The sequence below is a fragment of the Paraburkholderia sp. SIMBA_054 genome (assembly GCF_046534875.1).
GTDB lineage: Bacteria > Pseudomonadota > Gammaproteobacteria > Burkholderiales > Burkholderiaceae > Paraburkholderia > Paraburkholderia hospita.
In genome coordinates this window covers 101,986-122,143 of sequence record NZ_JAWRXV010000031.1, presented here as the reverse complement: position 1 = coordinate 122,143, position 20,158 = coordinate 101,986, and the positions used below count along the sequence as shown (strand labels likewise).

The following is a 20,158-nucleotide window of genomic DNA, read 5'->3' as shown; positions in this document are numbered from 1 at the left end:
TGTCCAAGTTCGGCGCCCAGCGCCCGCTCGATCAGCGCCTTCTTGAATGCCGCTGAAGCGGCGTGCACCGCTTCGGCAGTCATGGGTCCCTTCACGAACTGGTCGATCAGTTCCTTCGGAATGGACGGTAACACTGTCGGCGCTTCGGTAGTCGTCTTGGGTTTGCGTGGCATACATGCTCCTTGAGCTACATGTTATGCCTTGAACACAAAATCTATGACAGGCCCGTGCCGCCCCGCACAGGGGCGACGCGTGAAGCACGCTAACAAATCGCGGATGCCAGCGAAAAGGCAAACGCACAGGGGCGACGCTTGACCGGCAAACACCACATCGCGGATGCCAGCGCACAGGCAAGCACACAACGCCAAAGCTTGCGCAGGAAACCCCGCCACGCGGATACCAGCGGAAAAAAGCACAAACGCCCGCTCCGCGCAGGCGCATCGCAGACACCGGTAAAAAAACAAAAGCCGCGTGACACACAATCACAACGGCTTCGCCAAAAAAAAACCACTACCCGAGACTAACCCTTCCCGGCATCCAGCTCATCCTGCTCCTTAAAAACCTTATCAGCCAGATGAAAAGCAGAATTCGCCGCAGGCACCCCACAATAAATAGCCGTCTGCAACAAAACCTCTTTCACCTGATCCCGCGTCACCCCATTATTCCTCGCAGCGCGCAAATGCAGAGCAAGCTCCTCGCTGCGATTCAACGCGACCATCATCGCAATAGTCAGCAAACTCCGCGTATGCCGCGGCAACCCATCCCGGGTCCAGATCTCACCCCACGCATACCGCGTGATGAAATTCTGAAACTCTTCCGTCACTTCCGTGCGATTCACCAGCGACCGGTCCACATGCGCATCGCCCAGCACCGCGCGGCGCACGCCCATGCCTGCTTCGTATCGTTGATCGTCGTTCATCGCTGCCCCTTCAGAAAATCGAGCACGGTCTTCGTGAACATGTCGGAAACTTCGATGTTCGAGATATGCGACGCATCCAGTTCGACATACCGCGCGCCCGGAATCGCCGCCGCCAGTTCGCGGCCTTGAGCTGGCGTCGCGGCGAGATCATGCGTACCCGAAATCACAAGCGCGGGCGCCTTGATGCCAGGCGTCTCGGGCCGCAGATCCGTCGCGTTGATCGCTTCGCAATTCAGCGCATAACCTTCCTTGTCGGTGTGCACAAAAACGTCACGGACGTAGTTGAACACCAGCGGCTCGCGTGCAATGAACTCCGCCGTGAACCAGCGCGGCAACACAGCGTCCGACAACGCGAGCATGCCTTCCGTGCGCGCACGCGCCGCGCGCGGCACCCAGACTTCCGGCGAGCCGATGCGCGCCGCCGTATTGCACAGCACGACACGATCGATGCGGTCCGCGTGGCGCGCCGCCAGGCCGACGCCCGTCAAACCGCCCATCGAAATGCCGCAGAAATTCGCGCGCGCGATCTTCAATGTATCGAGCAGGCCGATCACATCGCCCGTCAATTGCTCGATTGAATACGGTCCCTTCGGCGCTTCCGAATGGCCGTGGCCGCGCGTGTCGTAACGCAGCACGCGAAAGTGCTTCGCGAATTCGGCAACCTGCGGCGTCCACATCGACAGGTCGGTGCCGAGCGAATTCGACAGCACGAGCCACGGCGCGTTGCCGTGCCGGTCGCCGTCGATCCGGTAGTGAAGCTCGATGCCATTGACTGCGGCGTAAGGCATTCCTTTACTCCTGATGTTGGTTCACGCGTGCTTTGCGCGCGGTATGAAGAGCCAGCACGGCGTCCACGAAAGCGTGCGCGCTGCCGACGTAATGCGCCGGATCGAGCAGACGCCTGAGTTGCTCGACGGGCAGATGTTGAGTGACGGCCGCATCGGCAGCCAGCACGTCGAAGAGCGTCTTGCCGCTCTTCACAGCCTCTTTCGACGCATGCTCGACGAGATGATGCGCATCCATCCGGCCGATCCTGTCGCCGAGCGCGAGCATCACCGCTTCGCCGAGAATCAGGCCATGCGTCACCTCGAGATTCGCCGCAAGCCGCTCGACGTTCACTTCGAGTCCCTGCGCAATCTGTTCGATGTTCGCCAGCGCGCCGCCCGCGAGACGCGCCAGATCGGGCAACGCGTCCCATTCGGCCTGCCAGCCGCCGAGCGCGCGCTCGTGCTCCTGCACCATGCCGCCGAACACCGTTGCGACGAGGCCGGGCGCTCGCGCCGCCGCCGTCAGCACGGCCGCGCAGCCGACCGGGTTGCGCTTGTGCGGCATCGTCGACGAGCCGCCTTTGCCGGCGGCAACCGGCTCGCCGAGTTCACCGAGTTCAGTCTGCATTTGCAGCGAGATATCGCGCGCAATCTTTCCGAGTGTGCCGATCAGCATGCCGAAGAACGACGCCGTTTCGGCGATGCGATCGCGCTGCGTGTGCCACGGCACAGCGGGCATTTGCAGACTCAATTCTTCCGCCAGCGCGGCGGCAACCACGCCGCCCTTGTCGCGCAAACTCGCGAGCGTCCCGGCCGCGCCACCGAATTGCAGCACGAGCACACGCTCGCGCAACGTGTCGAGCCGCTCGCGATGGCGCAGCAGCGCATCGAGCCACTGCGCGAACTTCAAACCGAGCGTGATGGGCAGCGCCTGTTGCAGCCATGTGCGGCCGATCATCGGCGTCGCGCGATGCTGGTGCGCGAGCGCGGCAATCGCATCGCAGGTGGATGACAACGCGCCGTCGAGCAGATCGAACGAATCGCGCAGTTGCAGCACGGTCGCCGTATCGATGATGTCCTGGCTCGTCGCGCCCCAATGGACGAATTTCGACGCTTCCGCGTCGGCGTCCTTGACGCGCGCGGTCAGTTGCTTGACGAGGGGAATCGCGAGATTGCCGCCGAGCGCGGCGTCGCGGCCGAGCGCGTCGGCGTCGAGCTTGTCGGCGCGGCAGGTTGCCTCGATGGCGGCAACCGCCGATTGCGGAATCACGCCATGTGCCGCCGATGCGCGCGCCAGTGCCGCTTCGACGTCGAGCATCCGTTGCAGCGTCGCGCGCGGCGACCAGATGTCGTTCATCGGCTGCGTGCCGCAGATCAGGCCAGTCAAGCGAGCGCTAGCTTCTAGCATGATGTTCTGTGCGTTGGGATGAATGCGCGTTGAGTCGCGCCTGAAAGCGCGCGGCGTTCGGCTTCATTGTCGCCGAACGCCGCGCCGAGGTCACGCGCGCATTTGCGCGCGCGTGGCTGCTACGTGTCCAGCCTGAGCAAGCCTCAAGCCGCGCGAGCCTGCTGCGTGCCGTCGATCAGCGCGACGCCCGTCAGCTTCTCCAGTTCCGCGAAGTCGATATCCGAGAAGATTTCGCGCACGACGAGGCCGTCTTTCGTCACGTCGATCATCGCGAGGTCGGTGTAGATGCGGTCCACGCAACCGACGCCCGTCACCGGGTACGAGCATTCGGCGACGATCTTGCTTTCGCCCTGCTTGGTCTGATGCTCCATCATCACGAACACCTGCTTCGCGCCGATAGCCAGATCCATCGCGCCGCCGACAGCGGGAATCGCATCGGGCGCGCCCGTGTGCCAGTTCGCAAGGTCACCCTTCGACGACACCTGGAACGCGCCGAGCACGCAGTAGTCGAGATGGCCGCCGCGCATCATTGCGAACGAATCGGAATGGTGGAAGAACGCGCCGCCCGTCAGCAGCGTGACGTGCTGCTTGCCGGCGTTGATCAGTTCGTCGTCTTCCTCGCCTTTCGCGGGCGCGGGGCCCATGCCGAGCAGGCCGTTCTCGCTGTGCAGGAAGATTTCCTTGCTCGCGTCGAGGTGGTTGGCCACCAGCGTCGGCACGCCGATGCCGAGGTTCACGTAAGCGCCTTCAGGAATGTCCTGCGCGACGCGCTTCGCCATTTCATCGCGGGTCAGTCGTTTCATGTCGGGTCTCCTTCAGGCGGCTTGTTCGGGGCGTTGCGAGGCGTGGGCCGCCTGCGGCACTTCGACGATACGCTGCACGAAGATGCCCGGCGTGACGATCACTTCCGGGTCGAGCGCGCCAAGCGGCACCACTTCCGACACCTGCACGATTGCCGTCTTCGCCGCGCTCGCCATGATCGGGCCGAAGTTGCGCGCCGTCTTGCGATACACCAGATTGCCCCAACGGTCGCCCTTGTACGCCTTGATCAGCGCGAAGTCCGCGTGCAGCGGCGCTTCCAGCACGTAATGCTTGCCGTCGATCTCGCGCGTTTCCTTGCCTTCGGCCAGCTTCGTGCCGTAGCCCGTCGGCGTGAAAAAGCCGCCGATGCCTGCGCCCGCCGCGCGGATGCGCTCCGCCAGATTGCCCTGCGGCACGAGTTCCAGTTCGATTTCGCCCGCGCGATAGAGCGCGTCGAACACGTACGAGTCGGTCTGACGCGGGAACGAGCAGATGATCTTGCGCACGCGCTTCGCGTTGAGCAGCGCCGCGAGGCCGGTGTCGCCGTTGCCGGCGTTGTTGTTGACGATGGTGAGTTCTTTCGCGCCCTGTTCGATGAGCGCGTCGATCAGTTCGGACGGCATGCCCGCCGTGCCGAACCCGCCGATCATGACGGTCGCGCCGTCATGCACGTCGGCAACCGCCGACTGGAGTGACTCGAAAATCTTGTTGATCATGTCGAATATCCTCTGAAACGCGTCGATCCGCGCCGCACGATCCACCAGGTAACTGGCGAAACGCGCGCCGGACGGTCTCCACGTCCGCTTTCGTCCTTCGTAGTCTGCTGACGACGGAATGCAGACCTGCGTGTTTGGCTCGCCCTTCAATCCCTATCGCCCGTCGAACCCACAAAAAGTTCTTTATGCGAACACAGTTTCGTTTAGCGAACGTACCGGCGCATTATGGTTTGCGCCTGCGTCTCTTGTCAAGGCAACGGTTTCGTGGTTTGCCCTATGCCGCTCCGCCTGCCGCCGGGCCCGCAAATCAATCGCGAAACGGTAGCCCCACGTAATTCTCTGCCAGCATCCGCGACGCCGCATCGGAATGCGCGACGTACCGCAGCTCGGCCATCTTCAGCCGGTTGATGAACGGCGTGTCATCGAACGACGGATGCAGCATGTTTGTCATGAAATACGAGAAATGCTCGGCGCGCCAGACGCGTTCCAGACAGGTCGCCGAGTAAGCGGCGAGCAGATCGTCGCGACCTTCGCGATAGCGCGCCGCAAGCGCCTTCGACAGCATGCGCACGTCGGCGACGGCGAGGTTCATGCCTTTTGCGCCTGTCGGCGGAACGATGTGCGCGGCGTCGCCGGCAAGATACAGGCGGCCGTATTGCATCGGCTCGCACACGAAGCTGCGCATCGGCGTCACGCCCTTCTGCGTGATGTCGCCGACGGCGGGCAGCCAGCCTTCGTCATTCTCGAAGCGCGCGTGAAGCTCGGCCCAGATGCGCTCATCGGGCCATTGCGTGAGGTCTTCGTCGGGACGGCATTGCAGGTAAAGACGCGTCACCTCCGGCGAACGCATGCTGAAGAGCGCGAAGCCGCGCTCGTGATGCGCGTAGACGAGTTCGTCGCAGGTCGGCGCGGCGTGGGCGAGGATGCCGAGCCATGCGTAGGGGTAGATACGTTCGAAGGTTTGCAGCGCATCGGCGGGAATCGACTCGCGCGCAACGCCGTGAAAGCCGTCGCAGCCTGCCACGTAGTCGCAGTCGATACGCTGCACTGCGCCATCGTGCGTGAATCGAACCCAAGGTTTGTCGCTCGTCAGATCGTGCAGCGACACTTCGGACACGTCGAAATACAGCTGTTGCTGGTGCTCGACAGCAGCGGCGATCATGTCGCACACCACCTCATGCTGGCCATACACGGTGATCGCGCGGCCGCCCGTCAGCGCCGTCAGATCGATTCGATGCCGCTTGCGCTCGAACAACAGCTCGATGCCGTGATGCACGAGCCCTTCGCGCTGCATCCGCGCGCCGAGGCCGGCTTCGTTGAGCGTATCGACGGTGCCCTGTTCGAGCACGCCCGCGCGTATCCGATGCTCGCAATGTTCGCGCGACCGGCTTTCCAGCACCACCGATTCAACGCCCGCCAGCCGCAGCAGATGCGACAGCAGCAGACCGGCGGGACCCGCGCCAATAATGGCAACTTGAGTGCGCATCGTTCGTCTCCGAGTCTTTTGTTCGGGTATTCAAACGATTCTCGGCGCTTTCCCGAATATGCGACAACGCGATTTTTAGGATAGGTTGTATACGCATAACCGATACTGCGCGAGCGTCGTCCCGCGCCCGCGCACCCCAGCATGGCCGAACTCGATCTCAACCTGATTCCCTACCTCGTCGCGCTCGAAGACATGCGCAACGTGAGCCGCGCCGCCGAACGTCTCGGCGTGAGCCAGCCGCGCGTGAGCACCGCGCTCGGCCGCTTGCGCGAGTATTTCAACGACCCGCTGTTCGTGCGCACGTCGCGCGGCATGGAACCGACGCCGCGCGCGCTAGCGCTGATTCCCGCTGCCCGCGAGGCGCTCGCTCGCATCGAGAAAGGCATGCTCGACTCGCAGGATTTCGATCCCACGACGTCGACGCATACGTTCTCACTGGCGTTGTCCGATGTCGGCGAGATCGTGTTCCTGCCGCGGCTGTTGCAGCTCTTCGCCGAGCGCGCGCCGCATGCAAATCTTCGTTCAGTATCGTTGCCGCCCGCGCATGTCGAACGCGGGCTGGAATCGGGCGATGTCGATCTTGCCGTCGGCTACTTTCCCGATCTTTCCGGTAACAACTTCTTCCAGCAGCGTCTGTTCACGCACCGGTTCATCTGCCTGATGCGCAGCGATCATCCGCTCGCGGGCGCGCCGCTCACGCTCGATCAGTTCATCGGCCTCGGCCATGCCGTCGTGCGCGCCGAAGGACGCAGCCAGGAAGTGCTCGAGCAGTATCTGGAGAAAAAACGCATCCGCCGGCGCGCCGTGCTGGAGACGCCGCACTTCATGAGCCTGCCGTTCATCCTCGCGCGCACCGATCTGATCGCAACGGTGCCGCACGCGATCGGCTTCGCGTATGTGTCGGAACACGCGTCGATCACGCTCGTCGAACCGCCTTTGCCGTTGCCCCGCTTCGACTTGCGCCAGCACTGGCATCGCAAGTTCCACAATGATCCGCGCGCAAGCTGGCTGCGCGGCGTGGTCGCCGAGCTGTTCAACGATGCGAAGGACGAGTGGCCGAAGTAATTTACGCAAATAAGGCACGCATATAAGGCCCACCTGTAACGCCCGCACGAGCCCGCGACGCATATCCCTGTTCGGCGTAGGGCCGGGAAACATGGAACAATGCCGCAACGTGCGATGCGCGTTTTACTGGAACTGGAGCGAAGGATGAATACGAAGAACACAACGTCCGCCGACGCACCCGGCCGGCCGTCCCGCGACGAGGCCGAAGAAGCCGTGCGCGTGCTGTTGCGCTGGGCCGGCGACAATCCTCAGCGTGAAGGGCTGCTCGACACGCCCGCGCGCGTCGTGCGGGCGTATGAAGAATTTTTCGCGGGCTATGAAGTCGATCCGCGCGAGATTCTGGCCCGTACGTTCTCCGAAGTGGACGGCTACGACGAAATGATCGTGCTGAAGGACATCCGCTTCGAAAGCTATTGCGAACATCACATGGTGCCCATCATCGGGCGCGCGCATGTCGCTTATCTGCCGGAGCATCGCGTGGTGGGCATCTCGAAGCTCGCGCGGCTCGTCGATGCGTTCGCCAAGCGTCTGCAGATTCAGGAAAAGATGACCGTGCAGATCGCCGATACGCTCAACGAAGTATTGCAGCCGAAGGGTGTAGGCGTGATTCTCGAAGCATCGCATCAATGCATGTCGACGCGCGGCGTGCACAAGGCCGGCGTCGAAATGGTGACGTCGCGCATGCTCGGGACGTTCCGCACCGACCCGTCGACGCGCCGCGAGTTTCTGTCGATCGTCCACGGTCCGACTTCCGTTAGCGTGGCGAATACCTGATTTGTCGAGGATTTGTTGAGAGTCGGGATTATTGGCCTGCTTTAGCCACGCGCCGGATAGCGCGTGGTTGCCCCAGCGGTCTGGTCAAAGTCTCAACTCTCAAAACAAGCTTAGTGGTTCTGACTGAAATCAGTCGAATAGAAAAAGTCTGATATCTGAAGCAGTCCGAGCAAGGCCAGGATCGGCTCAATCACGCTTCCGCGCGCATCCTCATCGACCGAAACCGTCCGAACGTCGCGAGCAGCACCGCTGCCAGCACACACGCGACGCCCACCACCTGCGCATGGCTGATCGGCTCATGCAGCACGCCCGCCGCAAGCGCGAGCGTCGACACGGGCACGAGCGCCGTCACGAGGCCCGCTTCCGCGCCGCTCAGGCGCGAAGCGCCCGCGTACCACAGCACGAAGCCAAGCACCGTCGGCACGAGCGCGTAATAGACGACGCCCGCGAGCGCGGCAACAACGTTCGCATCGAATGGCAGACGCCACGGCTGCTCGAAACAGGCGGGCACGATCGCGACAAGCAAGCCGATCCCGCTCATTAGCGCCGACAGCGGCAAAGCCGGCACAGGCGTGCGCAGCTTGCGGTTGAGCAAGATGAAGAGCGCTTCGCAGGCAATTGCGGCGAATACCAGCGCATTACCTGCGAGGGAATGCGCGCCGCTCGCGGCCGCCACGTCGTCGAGGCGCACCGTGCAGGCGAGCACGCCCAGCGTCGCGAGCGCAATCGCGCCGAGCAGCGCGGGTGACGGACGCTCGCCGAGCGCGAGCGCCGCGAAACCCGCCGACACCGCGGGTAATGTCCCCGCGATCACGCCCGCATCGGCGGCCGACGCGAGCCGCATCCCGCCGATCAGACAAACCGTATAGCCGACGCTTCCCGCGCCCGCCTGCGCGATCACGAGCAACGCATCGTGCGCGTCGAGCTTCGGCCAGCGGACTTTTCGCACGCGCATCATCGCGACAAAGACGGGAAACGCAATCGCAAAGCGCAAAGCCGTCGCCGCGAACGGCGGCAAGCCGCCCGCTATCGCCTTGCTGACGACGACCGTGCTGCCCACGCCGATCATCGCCAGCGCGCAAAAGGAATAACCGACGTAACGCGCGTTCATGCCACTGCCTCCTCGTATCGAACAATGAGGCGAGCGTACGGCCCGCGACCACGCGCGGTCTTGAACGTTATTGCAGAGGATCAGCGGACGGCGGCCGCGTAGCTCGCGGGCGTGACACCGAGAAGCCGCACGAAAGCGCGCGTCATATGGCTTTGATCGGAGAAGCCCGCCGAGACCGCGGAATCCGCCAGCGTGGAACCGCTGGCGATCAGTTGCCGCGCCAGCACGACACGGCGCTGCATCCGGTAGGCATGCGGCGGCAAACCGACTTCATGCGCGAAACTGCGCAGCAGCTGAAAACGGCTCATACCGGCTTCGGCGGCGAGATCGGCGAGCGTCGATGCCGACGCGGGATCGTCGTCGATACGGCTTTTTGCGCGCGCTACGGGACCTACAGGACCAATATGCCCGGGTCTGTGCGGCAATGACGTCGCGTGGTATTGGGCGACGTACGAAAACAACGCGACCAACGCTTCTTCGCAAGCGAGATTGTCGGGCGACACGCCCTCGTTTGCCTCGTTCACTGCAACCGAGAAAAGTCGCGCAAAACGCAGCGACAGTTGCGCGTCGTTCAACACGGGGCGCGTCAACTCCACTTCCCGCAACGGCGACTCCGCGCATTCGGCGACCGTGCCGATCACCAGCGACGGCTCGAAATACAGCATCCGCCAGGCGCGTCCGTGTTCGTCGAGCGGACTGCCGTCATGCACTTCGCCGGGATTGACGGTGATGACATCGTTCACGCGCGCTTCGACAGGGCCACGGCCGCTTGCCGAACGCTGCCCGCCAGCGACGACGATGCCGATGCCAAAGCGATCGTGCGAATGACGCGCGAACGCGTGCGTCGTATGCGCGACGGTCGCTTCGACGCCGCCGAGCGCGCAACGCAGCATCTGGACGCGCCCACGCGGCTTCATCGTCTCAGGCGCCTGCGCAGATGAAACTGGGCCCACGCATCAGCGCCGCCCTTCGTCGTTGCGCCCGCGCTCGCCTTCGCGGATCTTGCCCTGCGACACGCTGCTGCCCGGCGGCACGCTATGCGTGAGCCACACGTTGCCGCCGATCACCGAGCCGCGCCCGATCGTCACGCGCCCCAGAATGGTCGCGCCCGCGTAAATCACAACATCGTCTTCGACGATCGGGTGACGCGCATTGCCCTTCACGAGCGTGCCGTCTTCATCCGCAGCAAAACTCTTCGCGCCGAGCGTCACCGCCTGATAGACACGCACCCGCTCGCCGATGATCGCCGTTTCGCCGATCACGACGCCCGTACCGTGATCGATGAAGAAACTCGGGCCGATCTGCGCGCCAGGGTGAATGTCGATACCCGTCGCCGAGTGCGCGATCTCGTTGATGAAGCGCGCGAGCAGCGGCACGCCGAGCCGGTGCAGCGCATGCGCGAGCCGGTGATGCGTCATCGCCCATACGCCCGGATAGCAGAGCAGGATTTCAGTGATGTGCTGCGCGGCGGGGTCTCCGACGTACGCCGCCTGGATATCGCTGACCAGCAACGCGCGAATGCCCGGCAACTGCTTGCCGAACTGGCGCGCGACATCGAATGCGAGGGCGCTCAGATCTGCGTCCGGCGTCTCCGCGTGCTCCGGCAAGAAGCGCAACGCGCGGCGGATCTGTTCGGCCAGCAGGCGCAGCGTGCTTTCGAGCGTATGACCTACGTAATAATCGACGCTCTCGTCGGTCAGATCGGGCGCGCCATAGTGCGTCGGGAAAAGCGCGGCGCGTAATCCCGCGACGATGTTGATCACGCCATCGCGAGAAGGTAGCTCGCGGATGCCACGCGGATGGCGCGTGCGATGCAGTTCCTCACGCGACGCGCGCAGTTCGGAGACGATCTGTTCGAGGCCCCAGTTGTGGGAGGAAACGTTTGACATGGCGAGGACGGCAGTCGCGCGTGAAGCGCGACGATAGTGAATTGTCCCCAGAGATTACCGCGTTTCGGCGCGCGCCGCCGGGCGCCGGTGCGGATTGCATAATGAACGCATACGGAACAGCTCATGCAGTGCCGGCCGTTGCATGTGCGGGAGTGCGTAGCAAATGACGTGCTATACGGTCATACTGCTTGCATCGATCCAGCGCACGGCCCAGTCGCGGGCATGCGCGATAGCAGCTGCTTCGTCAGTGAAGCGGAGGTCGGTGGGAAAGAAGCGGTTGGCGACGAGTTCGCCATCGCTGGAGCGCGACACGACCACATACGGTTGCCAAGTCCCATCGCCCGCGCGCGCTGGCGCGCAGTTAAGCAAGTAGCCACGATGTGTGAATGCAGCATCAACGTGCATGAGTCACCCGCCCCTGACTGCCTCATAGATGGTCCTTTTGCGAGTGCGATGCCGTGTGTCGTGGCAGTCCATGAGACTGCAGCGGTCATGCTCTTGTGTGCGTTGCTACACTCGAACCAGAATCATACTCTGTAGGAAAAGGGCGTCCATCAAAAAAATAGTAAAAATTCGCGGGTTGCCCTAAGCGCCGTCGCACGTGGATTCCAACGTGATTGGGCGCTCACGCGGAACGAGTTTTGCTCGCTCCCAATGCTTTGAAGGCATGAGTCAAGGAGGGCGTAAAAATGAGCCTCAACACCCGCAAGATACCGGCGACACAAACAGGAACCGACGTCGCGCGCAGCGCCGAAATGCACAACGACCGCACGCACGACAGCACGGTGGATACCGACAGCAAGAACCACGAAGCCGCGCGCATCGCAGGACACGCGCCGATCGGCCCCGATGAGATCACGACCAGCAACGCATCGCTCGTCAACAGCGTGCCCGACAACCCGTATGCGGAACTGGCGGGATTCGACAGCCGCATCGGCGGAAACCATCTGCTGCTCGCGCTGGAACCGGGCTACCGCGTGATCGACAAGGGCATGACGGTGCCCGAGCCCGTCGAGCACTTCGACGACCGCTTTCATGAACCCAGCACGCAAGCGGGCCAACGCACGCGCGGGCGCGTGCATTTCGCGCTCAATCATCAGCGGCCGATGCGCGTGATCGAACTCGAGCGCGTCAAGTGAGCGCCGTGTCCCTTTCGCACGATGCGTCGTCGGTTGGCGCGTCGTGCGCCTTCGCGTTTGTACCAATGTAGATGCGATTCGAAACTGCTGGTTTCATGACTTCGTCGCACGCACATCTTTTTCGCGTTTGAAACGATCAGCACAATCAGCGCAATTCCATCCACGGAGCAGCAGATGAGCAAAATCGTCGTGATCGGCGCAACGGGCACACTCGGCCAGGCCGTCGCCGCCGAACTGAAAGCGCGGCATGAAGTGATCGAAGTCGGCGCAACGCGTGGCGCGCATCAGGTCGACAGCACGGACCCGGCGAGCGTCGAACGGCTGTTTCAAACAATCGGCAAGGTGGATGGCGTCGTCACGACGACGGGCAAGGTCCACTTCGGCCCGTTGCCCGAGATGACCGTCGAGCAGTTCTGGGTCGGTCTGCGCGACAAGCTGATGGGACAGATCAATGTCGTGCTCGCCGCGCAGAAGTATGTGAACGACGGCGGCTCGTTCACGCTGACGAGCGGCATTCTCGCCGACGAGCCGATCAACCTGGGCGTCAGCGCGACGACAGTCAATCTCGCGCTCGAAGGCTTCGTGCGCGGCGCGGCGATCGAACTGCCGCGCGATATTCGCATCAATGTCGTGAGCCCGACTGTGCTGACGGAATCGATGGAAAGCTATGCGCCGTTCTTCCGCGGCTTCGAACCTGTCGATGCGAAGAAGGCTGCGCAGGCCTATCTGCGCAGCGTCGAGGGCGCGCAGACGGGACGCGTGTATCGCGTTGGGTACTAGAACGTTCGATTGACGTCTGTTAGCGAGCGCACGTTGTCGTGCGCTCGTTTTTCATTGCGCGGCGCTTGTCGCTTCAGTGAATCTCCGGCTCACCCGTTGCAGTGCTTGCGCCACCGCGTTGCAGGAAGTCGAAGTCGCAGCCCTTGTCGGCCTGCAGCACATGCACCTGATGCATCGCGCCGTAGCCGCGCGAGAATCTCGGCGCGGGCGCGACCCACTCCGCCTTGCGGCGAGCGAGTTCTTCATCCGATACCAGCACGTTCAGCTTGCGCTGTGGCACGTCGAGTTCGATCATGTCGCCGTCGCGCACCAGCGCAAACGGCCCGCCGATAAACGACTCCGGCGCCACGTGCAGCACGCAGGCGCCATAGCTCGTGCCGCTCATGCGTGCGTCGGAAATGCGCAGCATGTCGCGCACGCCCTTTTGCAGCACCTTCTTCGGCAGCGGCAACTGGCCCCACTCGGGCATGCCCGGCGCGCCAACAGGCCCCGCATGCTGCAACACGATCACGCAGTTCTCGTCGATATCGAGCGCGTCGTCGTCGATGCGCGCGGCCATGTCGTTGTAGTCCTTGAACACCACCGCACGGCCCGTGTGCACCAGCAGATGCGGCTCGGCCGCGCCCGGCTTGATGACGGCGCCATCGGGTGCAATGTTGCCGCGCAGGACAGCCAGACCGTTGTCCGGCATCAGCGGGTTGTCGCGGCGGCGGATCACGTCGTCGTTGAAGATCTGCGCGCCTTCGAGGTTCTCGCCAAGCGAGCGGCCATTCACCGTCTTCTGCGAGCGGTCGATCAGATCGCCCAGTTCTGCGAGCATCGCCTGCAGGCCGCCCGCGTAATAGAAGTCTTCCATCAGATACGCGCCCGTCGGCCGGATGTTCGCGAGCACCGGCGTGCGGCGCGAAATGCTGTCGTAACGGTCGAGCGTCAGTTCGATCCCGGCGCGGCGCGCGAGCGCAATCATGTGCACGATCGCGTTGGTCGAGCCCGACAGCGCGAGGCACGTCGTCACCGCGTTGTCGATTGACTTCACGGTGAGGATGTCCGACGGCTTCAGGTCTTCCCACACCATCTCGACGATGCGCATGCCCGTTTTCGCAGACATCTGCGCATGGCGTGAATCCGGCGCGGGGATCGACGCGAAACCCGGCAGCGTGAAGCCGAGTGCTTCGGCGGCGCTCGTCATCGTGGACGCCGTGCCCATCGTCATGCAATGGCCCGGCGAGCGGGCAATGCCGCCTTCGACGCCCTGCCAGTCCTCTTCCGTGATCTTGCCCGCGCGCAGGTCGGCCCAGTACTTCCACGTGTCCGAACCGGAGCCGAGCGTCGCGCCGTTCCAGTTACCGCGCAGCATCGGGCCGGCGGGCAGAAAGATTGTTGGCAGGTCCATGCTGATCGCGCCCATCAGCAGCGCGGGCGTGGTCTTGTCGCAGCCGCCCATCAGCACGACGCCGTCGGCGGGATACGAGCGCAGCGTCTCTTCCGCTTCCATCGCGAGGAAGTTGCGGTAGAGCATCGTGGTGGGTTTCTGGAACGGCTCCGACAAGGTCTGCACCGGCAACTCGATCGGAAAGCCGCCCGCCTGCCAGATGCCGCGCTTGACCTCTTCCACACGCTGCTTGAAGTGCGTGTGACACGGGTTCATCTCGCTCCACGTGTTGAGGATCGCGATGACGGGCTTGCCCGCATACTCCTCGCGGCTATAGCCCATTTGCGCCGTGCGCGAGCGATGGCCGAACGAACGCAGGTCGTTCACGCCATACCAGCGGTGGCTGCGCAGTTCGTCGGGGGACTTGCGTTTCTTCGTCTGATCGTTCGACACTTCGACTCCTACCGGCGCTGCTCCTTCACCCGCGACACGATCTGCGTCGGGCTCACGAACTGCAGCGCAATCAATACCCAGATCAGCGTGATCGCCATGTAGATCATCGCCATTGCGTCGATCGACTGCGGTGCGCGCACGCCCGTTGAAAATACAGCGTAGTACAACGCGACGACGAGCGTTTGCGTCGCCGGCCCCGCCGTAAAGAACGTCAGTTCGAACATGCCGATGGTACGAACCAGCACCAGCAGACCGGCGGCAAGCATGCCGGGCACCAGCAAGGGCAGCAGAATATAGCGGAAATAGCGGAACGTATTCGCGCCGAAGATACGCGCCGCCGATTCCAGATTCGGATCGATCTGCTCGATGAACGGTGTCATCACGAGAATGACGAACGGCAGCGCGGGCACCAGGTTCGCGAGAATCACGCCGGACAGCGTACCCGCCAGGCCGATCTTGTACATCACGGTCGCCATCGGAATGCCGTATGTGACAGGCGGCACCATCAACGGCAGCAGGAACACGAGCATCGCGAAACGCTTGCCGCGAAACTGCACGCGTGCGAGCGCGTATGCGGCGGGCACGCCGAGCAAAATGGACAGCAGCACCACCGCGCCGACCACTTCGACCGTCACCCACAACACCGCCGCGAGCTGGAAGTCGCTCCAGGCCTGCGCATACCAGTGCAGCGTGAAGCCCTGCGGCAACAGCGTGCCGAACCAGCGCGTCGCTATTGAATTGACCGCGACGGTCGCGATCAGCAACACGATGTTCAGCAGGAAGAAAATCATTGCGCCCCAGACCAGCGCCTTGTAGATGCGGTCGCGCAAACTGACGTGAGGTTTCATCGATTTCACCGTTTGCCCTTGCGGCGCAGCGGGCCACGGATGCGCGACTTGATGATCGGTTGCCATCAGCCCTTACCTCCCGTCGCCGGTCCACTATAGAAGAAGCGGCGCGCGCCGAGCATCGCGGCGACGATCACCAGTTGCACGAAACCCATCACGATCGCAATCGCCGACGCAAGCGAGTAATCGTAGCTCTCGAACGCGGCCTCCGCGGCGGCAATCGACATCACGCGCGTCGGCCCCGCAGGCGCGCCGAGCAGCACTGCCGATGGAAACACCGAAAACGCCTGCACGAATGACAGACATGCGGCCATCGTCAAGCCCGGCACGAGCAGCGGCAGATAGATCTGCCGGAACTGCTGCCAGGGGTTTGCGCCAAGCGTCGCGGCGGCGCTTGCGAGCGTCGGATCGATGCCCGTCACGTACGACAGCGTCAACAGAAACGCGAACGGAAAGCCCGACACCACCAGCGAGATCAGCACGCCCCAGAAGTTGTGCGTGAGGCGCACTTCGTCGGTATAAAGGTGCAGCCCTTGCAGCGCTTGCGGAAACCAGCCGTTCGGACCGAAGTAAGTGAGCATGCCATCCGCGATCAGCACGGTGCCGAGCGTGATGGGAATCACGAGCAGCGTCGTAATGAATTTCTGATACGGCGACGGACGGCGCAGCGCGAACGCGACGGGCACCGATATGCCGACGTTGATCAAGGTGGCAGGCACCGCGAGCTTCAGCGTGACGATGATGGTCGGCCACATCGACGTGTCGCTGAAGAACTTCGCGTAGTTCGCCCACATGCCGCCGCCTTCCATCGGACTGAAGGACAGCGCGAGGCCGTAGACGAACGGGTAGACGAACAGCGCGAGGATGAACAGCAAGGCGGGCGACACGAGCCACGCCTTGCCGTCACGTTGCGCGACGGGTGTCGCTGCGGCAGCGGGCGTCAGCGTGCTCATGACGGCTCTCCGTCGTAGACCAGCGTGCGCGACGGCGGCACGCGCAGCGTGACGCGCTCGCCTTCGGCGAACTCTCCCGCGACGCGCGCCCACAATTCGCCGAACGCGCTCTTCACACGAATCAGCGAATCACGGCCGCCGTATTCGACCGTCGTGACCTGCGCGTCGAACGCGTTTTCCGAGCCGGGCGCGGCGCGCTCCATGTCCTCGGGACGCATCGCGACGGAAACACGCTTGCTGTTGAAGCCATCCATGGCCGTGCCGATCAGCCGCACACCGTTCGCTTCGACGGCCACGCCTTCGCCCTGCGTGCCTTCGAGCGTGAACGGCAGCACATTGCGATAGCCCATGAAACGCGCGACGTGCAGATTCTTCGGCCGCCCGTAGACTTCCTTCGGCGTCGCGACCTGCTGCACGACGCCCTCTTTCATCACGACGATGCGGTCGGCCATCGACAGCGCTTCGTCCTGGTCGTGCGTCACGTAGATGGTCGCGCGATCCAGCTGGCTATGAATGCGGCGAATCTCGGCGCGCATTTCGATGCGCAGTTTCGTGTCGAGATTCGACAGCGGTTCGTCCATCAGAATGAGCGGCGGCTCGATCACAATGGCGCGCGCGATCGCGACGCGCTGCTGCTGACCGCCCGACAACTGCCCCGGCAGCTTCTTCTCATGCCCGACCAGTTGCACGAGTTGCAGCGCTTCGCGCGCGCGCTTCACCGTTTCCGCCTTCGCGATACCGCGCATCTTCAGGCCGAAGCCGACGTTGTCGAGCACCGACATATGCGGAAACAGCGCGTAGTTCTGAAACACCATGCCGAAGCCACGCTTTTCGGGCGGCAGCACATCGATGCGTTTGTCGTCGAGCCAGATGCCGCCGCCCGACAGCGGCTGCAAGCCCGCGATGCAGTTGAGCGCCGTCGACTTGCCACAGCCCGACGGACCGAGCAATGCGATGAACTCGCCGCGGCGGATACTCAGATCGAGACCCTGCAGCGCCGAGACCGCGTGCCCTTCGGCATTCACGAAACTGCGGCTGACGGACTCGAGGCGCAACTGTTCAAAGTGATGCTTCATGATCGCTTCCCTACGATGTTGCATGGCTGCGCCATATGACTCGCCATATGACGCGCCGTCACAATCGCCGATGCGCGCGAGGCGTCATGCACGCCCTGCGCGACACCGGCTGCTCCGCTTTGCGCGGTGATGGGTACGCGTTGGTATGAACTTACTTGGTCTTTTGCGCGCCCACTTCGCGGTCCCACTTCTGGAACGCTGCGACCATCGCTGCCGCGCTCAACGGCTGAACGTGCGGACGATCGGCAAGCAGTTTCGCGTATTCCGGACGGCCGAACTTCTTCAGCACTTCCTGGCTCTGCGCGGGCGCTTGCGCTTCCGTCAAACCGTTGATGGCCGGGCCAGGATAGAAATAGCCGTCGTCATAGGTCAGGGCCTGCTGCGCCGGCTCCAGCATGAAGTTCATCAGCTTGTAGAGCGTGTCGAGCTTTTCTTTCGGCACGCCTTTCGGAATCACCATGAAGTGCGCGTCGTTGACCCACGTCATGTTGTCGAAGGCCTGCACCTTGAATTCAGCCGGCACGATGCCGAGCGCGCGCGGGTTGATGTCCCAGCCCGTCACGGTGACAGTCATGTCGCGCGTGCCTTCGCCCAGTTCCTTCATCACCGCCGACGTGCCGCCCGGGTAATAAGGAATGCAGTCGTTCAACTGCTTGAGGAACGCCCAGGTCTTATCCCAGCCATTGACGGGATCTTTCGGATCTTTGTCGCCGAGCACGTACGGCAGGCCCATCAGGAACGTGCGGCCCGGACCGGAATTGGCCGGACGCGCGTAGATCAGCTTGTTCGGATGCGCCTTGCACCATTGCAGGAGCTGGTCCGGCGTCTTGGGCGGATCGCTGACCTTGGCGGGGTTGTATTCGATCAGCGGGCCGGCCGGCATATAGGCGACTTCGAGACCGAAGCCCTGCGCGAGATCCTGCATCTTGCGCGGACCGGGCGCGTACTTGTCGAGCACGCCGGGGAATGCCGCATTGTTCTCCGGCAGCAGCTTGATCCACAGGTTCTGCTCGATACCGGCGGCCAGCGCGTCGGTGCCCGTCAGCACGAGGTCGATGTCCGAGCGGCCGGCCGCCTGCATCGCCTTGATCTTGCCGGGCAACTGCGGCGCGGGCGCGTTCGTGTATGTGATGTTGGAAACGAGATTCGGGTACTTGGCCTTGAAGGCTTCAAAACCCTTTTGCGTCAACTGAAGATCGCCCGCAACGTCGACGATGTTGATCGTGACGGCATCCGCCGCTCGCGCCGATTGCGTGAACCCTGCTACTGCTGCGCCAACGGCTACGCACAGTGCGGCCACCTTCAGTGGCAACTTCGCTGACAACTTGCCAGAAAAAGCCATTTCGTCTCCTCGCCTCTTTATATGGAACGTCCGCCGACGGGATGCGCGGCGCTGACGTGTTACGGGCTGCTAGTGGGTGAAACATAACGAACGGGCACGCATGATGTCAAGCAAATTTTAGCCTGACACGTTCATCGCGCGATGACCTTTCAAATTCTTCAAGTCCTTTTATGGTAAGGATTTCAGCGGGTTTTGCCGATTCGTCCGTTCGGCATAGGGAGAACACCAAGATACGATTTGTTAGGCAACTTCAGCCGCCGCGCAGGCCCTGAGTATTGACGTACAGCGAATACAGGCCGTGGCTCGCGGCCATGAACAGGCGGTTGCGATGCCTCCCGCCAAAGCACACGTTCGCGCAGCGCTCCGGCAGCGCAATATGCCCGAGCGCTTCGCCTTGTGGCGAAAACACGCGCACGCCGTCGAGTTCATCGGTGCCCATGCCCCAGCCGCACCACAGGTTGCCGTGAATATCGATTCGAAAACCATCCGGCGTGCCGTCCTGCGCGTCGATCAGCACACGGTTGTTCGCAAGCGTCCGCCCTTGGCCGACCACATCGAACGCACGGATCGTGCGCGGCGTGGAGCGCGATTCGACGATGTAGAGCACGGATTCATCCGGCGAAAACGCGAGGCCGTTCGGGCCGATCACTTCGTCGCAGACCATCGTGACCTCGCCCGTCTGCCCGTCCACGCGATACACGTTTTGCGGCAGCTCCGGCTCCTGCTTCTCGCCTTCATAGAAACTGTCGATGCCGAACGATGGATCCGTGAACCAGACCGAGCCATCCGACTTCACGACGACGTCGTTCGGCGAATTGAAGCGCTTGCCCTGGTAACGGTCCGCGATCACGGTGATCGAGCCGTCGTATTCGGTGCGCGTGACGCGTCGCGTCAGATGCTCGCAGGTGACGAGCCGCCCTTCGCGGTCGCGCGTATTGCCGTTCGCGTTATTCGACGGCCGGCGAAACGGCGTCACCGCGCCCGTCTCCTCGTCCCAGCGCAGGATGCGATCGTTTGGAATGTCGCTCCACAGCACGTAGCGGCCATCGCCGAACCACACTGGGCCCTCGGACCAGCGCGTGCCCTGATACAGGCATTCGACGGAAGCAGAGGCGAGGCGCAATGCATCGAAGCGGGGATCGAAACTACGAATGGAGGGGTCGGGATAGCGGCGCTGGTTCGGGTGGCTGAGTTCGGTCATGGCGCTGTCAGAGCAACGCCGGGCGTCGAATCGATCGACGCCCGGCGTTCGTGGTGGT

General features: G+C 63.1%; 20 protein-coding genes and 1 pseudogene. 4 read left to right on the top strand and 17 right to left on the bottom strand.

The window, feature by feature from the left end; translation table 11 throughout:
- From SB822_RS32245 to SB822_RS32215, 7 genes and pseudogenes are all read right to left on the bottom strand, one after another.
- A pseudogene (locus SB822_RS32245) lies at nucleotides 1-173 on the bottom strand (IS256 family transposase); the annotation flags it as partial.
- A 347-nt stretch (nucleotides 174-520) separates the two neighbouring features.
- Nucleotides 521-919 carry a 4-carboxymuconolactone decarboxylase gene (gene pcaC, locus SB822_RS32240; RefSeq protein WP_410856453.1) on the bottom strand — a complete coding sequence of 133 codons (399 nt, stop codon included), beginning with the start codon at nucleotides 917-919 and terminating at the stop codon, nucleotides 521-523.
- The gene (gene pcaD / locus SB822_RS32235; RefSeq protein WP_007745425.1) at nucleotides 916-1,707 is read right to left on the bottom strand and encodes a 3-oxoadipate enol-lactonase; all 792 of its coding nucleotides are present in this window, start codon (nucleotides 1,705-1,707) and stop codon (nucleotides 916-918) included. The genes pcaC and pcaD overlap by 4 nt, the downstream gene beginning before the upstream one ends.
- Nucleotides 1,708-1,711: 4 nt before the next feature.
- The gene (locus tag SB822_RS32230) at nucleotides 1,712-3,094 is read right to left on the bottom strand and encodes a 3-carboxy-cis,cis-muconate cycloisomerase (RefSeq protein ID WP_410856452.1); all 1,383 of its coding nucleotides are present in this window, start codon (nucleotides 3,092-3,094) and stop codon (nucleotides 1,712-1,714) included.
- Between the two features lie 143 nt (nucleotides 3,095-3,237).
- Entirely contained in the window at nucleotides 3,238-3,897 is a 660-nt protein-coding gene (locus SB822_RS32225; protein ID WP_007586594.1) for a 3-oxoacid CoA-transferase subunit B, read from the bottom strand.
- A gap of 12 nt (nucleotides 3,898-3,909) precedes the next feature.
- Entirely contained in the window at nucleotides 3,910-4,611 is a 702-nt protein-coding gene (locus tag SB822_RS32220; RefSeq protein ID WP_007586596.1) for a 3-oxoacid CoA-transferase subunit A, read from the bottom strand.
- A gap of 307 nt (nucleotides 4,612-4,918) precedes the next feature.
- Complete coding sequence (locus SB822_RS32215) at nucleotides 4,919-6,097, bottom strand: 4-hydroxybenzoate 3-monooxygenase (RefSeq protein ID WP_410856451.1); 1,179 nt, start codon at nucleotides 6,095-6,097, stop codon at nucleotides 4,919-4,921.
- Between the two features lie 141 nt (nucleotides 6,098-6,238).
- Here SB822_RS32215 and SB822_RS32210 point away from each other — a divergent pair, with 141 nt between their 5' ends.
- Together SB822_RS32210 and folE are read left to right on the top strand one after the other, a co-directional pair.
- Nucleotides 6,239-7,162 carry a LysR family transcriptional regulator gene (locus SB822_RS32210; RefSeq protein ID WP_007586599.1) on the top strand — a complete coding sequence of 308 codons (924 nt, stop codon included), beginning with the start codon at nucleotides 6,239-6,241 and terminating at the stop codon, nucleotides 7,160-7,162.
- Between the two features lie 144 nt (nucleotides 7,163-7,306).
- The gene (gene folE / locus SB822_RS32205; RefSeq protein ID WP_007745422.1) at nucleotides 7,307-7,936 is read left to right on the top strand and encodes a GTP cyclohydrolase I FolE; all 630 of its coding nucleotides are present in this window, start codon (nucleotides 7,307-7,309) and stop codon (nucleotides 7,934-7,936) included.
- A 190-nt stretch (nucleotides 7,937-8,126) separates the two neighbouring features.
- Here folE and SB822_RS32200 read toward each other — a convergent pair whose 3' ends face one another.
- From SB822_RS32200 to SB822_RS32185, 4 genes are all read right to left on the bottom strand, one after another.
- Nucleotides 8,127-9,047 (bottom strand): DMT family transporter, encoded by a 921-nt coding sequence (locus SB822_RS32200; RefSeq protein WP_410856450.1) that lies wholly within the window; start codon nucleotides 9,045-9,047, stop codon nucleotides 8,127-8,129.
- A gap of 80 nt (nucleotides 9,048-9,127) precedes the next feature.
- Nucleotides 9,128-9,964, bottom strand: coding sequence for an AraC family transcriptional regulator (locus SB822_RS32195; RefSeq protein WP_007741452.1), 837 nt, complete (start codon nucleotides 9,962-9,964; stop codon nucleotides 9,128-9,130).
- 39 nt (nucleotides 9,965-10,003) lie between these two features.
- The gene (epsC, locus tag SB822_RS32190; RefSeq protein WP_007741453.1) at nucleotides 10,004-10,936 is read right to left on the bottom strand and encodes a serine O-acetyltransferase EpsC; all 933 of its coding nucleotides are present in this window, start codon (nucleotides 10,934-10,936) and stop codon (nucleotides 10,004-10,006) included.
- A gap of 171 nt (nucleotides 10,937-11,107) precedes the next feature.
- Nucleotides 11,108-11,341, bottom strand: coding sequence for a hypothetical protein (locus SB822_RS32185; RefSeq protein WP_007586604.1), 234 nt, complete (start codon nucleotides 11,339-11,341; stop codon nucleotides 11,108-11,110).
- A gap of 284 nt (nucleotides 11,342-11,625) precedes the next feature.
- Between SB822_RS32185 and SB822_RS32180 the strand changes: the two genes are divergently transcribed.
- Entirely contained in the window at nucleotides 11,626-12,075 is a 450-nt protein-coding gene (locus SB822_RS32180; protein ID WP_007586605.1) for a DUF3005 domain-containing protein, read from the top strand.
- A gap of 174 nt (nucleotides 12,076-12,249) precedes the next feature.
- Nucleotides 12,250-12,855, top strand: a complete 606-nt coding sequence (locus SB822_RS32175) for a short chain dehydrogenase (protein WP_410856449.1) — start codon at nucleotides 12,250-12,252, stop codon at nucleotides 12,853-12,855.
- Between the two features lie 73 nt (nucleotides 12,856-12,928).
- Here SB822_RS32175 and araD read toward each other — a convergent pair whose 3' ends face one another.
- The 6 genes from araD to SB822_RS32145 all read right to left on the bottom strand — a co-directional run bounded on the left by araD (nucleotide 12,929) and on the right by SB822_RS32145 (nucleotide 20,100).
- Nucleotides 12,929-14,680 carry an L-arabinonate dehydratase gene (gene araD, locus SB822_RS32170; RefSeq protein WP_024163039.1) on the bottom strand — a complete coding sequence of 584 codons (1,752 nt, stop codon included), beginning with the start codon at nucleotides 14,678-14,680 and terminating at the stop codon, nucleotides 12,929-12,931.
- Nucleotides 14,681-14,688: 8 nt separating this feature from the next.
- Nucleotides 14,689-15,594, bottom strand: a complete 906-nt coding sequence (locus SB822_RS32165; protein ID WP_094298059.1) for an ABC transporter permease — start codon at nucleotides 15,592-15,594, stop codon at nucleotides 14,689-14,691.
- Complete coding sequence (locus SB822_RS32160) at nucleotides 15,594-16,481, bottom strand: ABC transporter permease (RefSeq protein WP_007739998.1); 888 nt, start codon at nucleotides 16,479-16,481, stop codon at nucleotides 15,594-15,596. Before SB822_RS32160 ends, SB822_RS32165 begins: the two co-directional genes overlap by 1 nt.
- Nucleotides 16,478-17,557 (bottom strand): ABC transporter ATP-binding protein, encoded by a 1,080-nt coding sequence (locus SB822_RS32155; protein WP_007586618.1) that lies wholly within the window; start codon nucleotides 17,555-17,557, stop codon nucleotides 16,478-16,480. The genes SB822_RS32160 and SB822_RS32155 overlap by 4 nt, the downstream gene beginning before the upstream one ends.
- A gap of 151 nt (nucleotides 17,558-17,708) precedes the next feature.
- Complete coding sequence (locus SB822_RS32150; protein ID WP_086915128.1) at nucleotides 17,709-18,899, bottom strand: extracellular solute-binding protein; 1,191 nt, start codon at nucleotides 18,897-18,899, stop codon at nucleotides 17,709-17,711.
- Between the two features lie 250 nt (nucleotides 18,900-19,149).
- Nucleotides 19,150-20,100 (bottom strand): SMP-30/gluconolactonase/LRE family protein, encoded by a 951-nt coding sequence (locus tag SB822_RS32145; protein WP_410856448.1) that lies wholly within the window; start codon nucleotides 20,098-20,100, stop codon nucleotides 19,150-19,152.
- Nucleotides 20,101-20,158 lie beyond the last annotated feature (58 nt).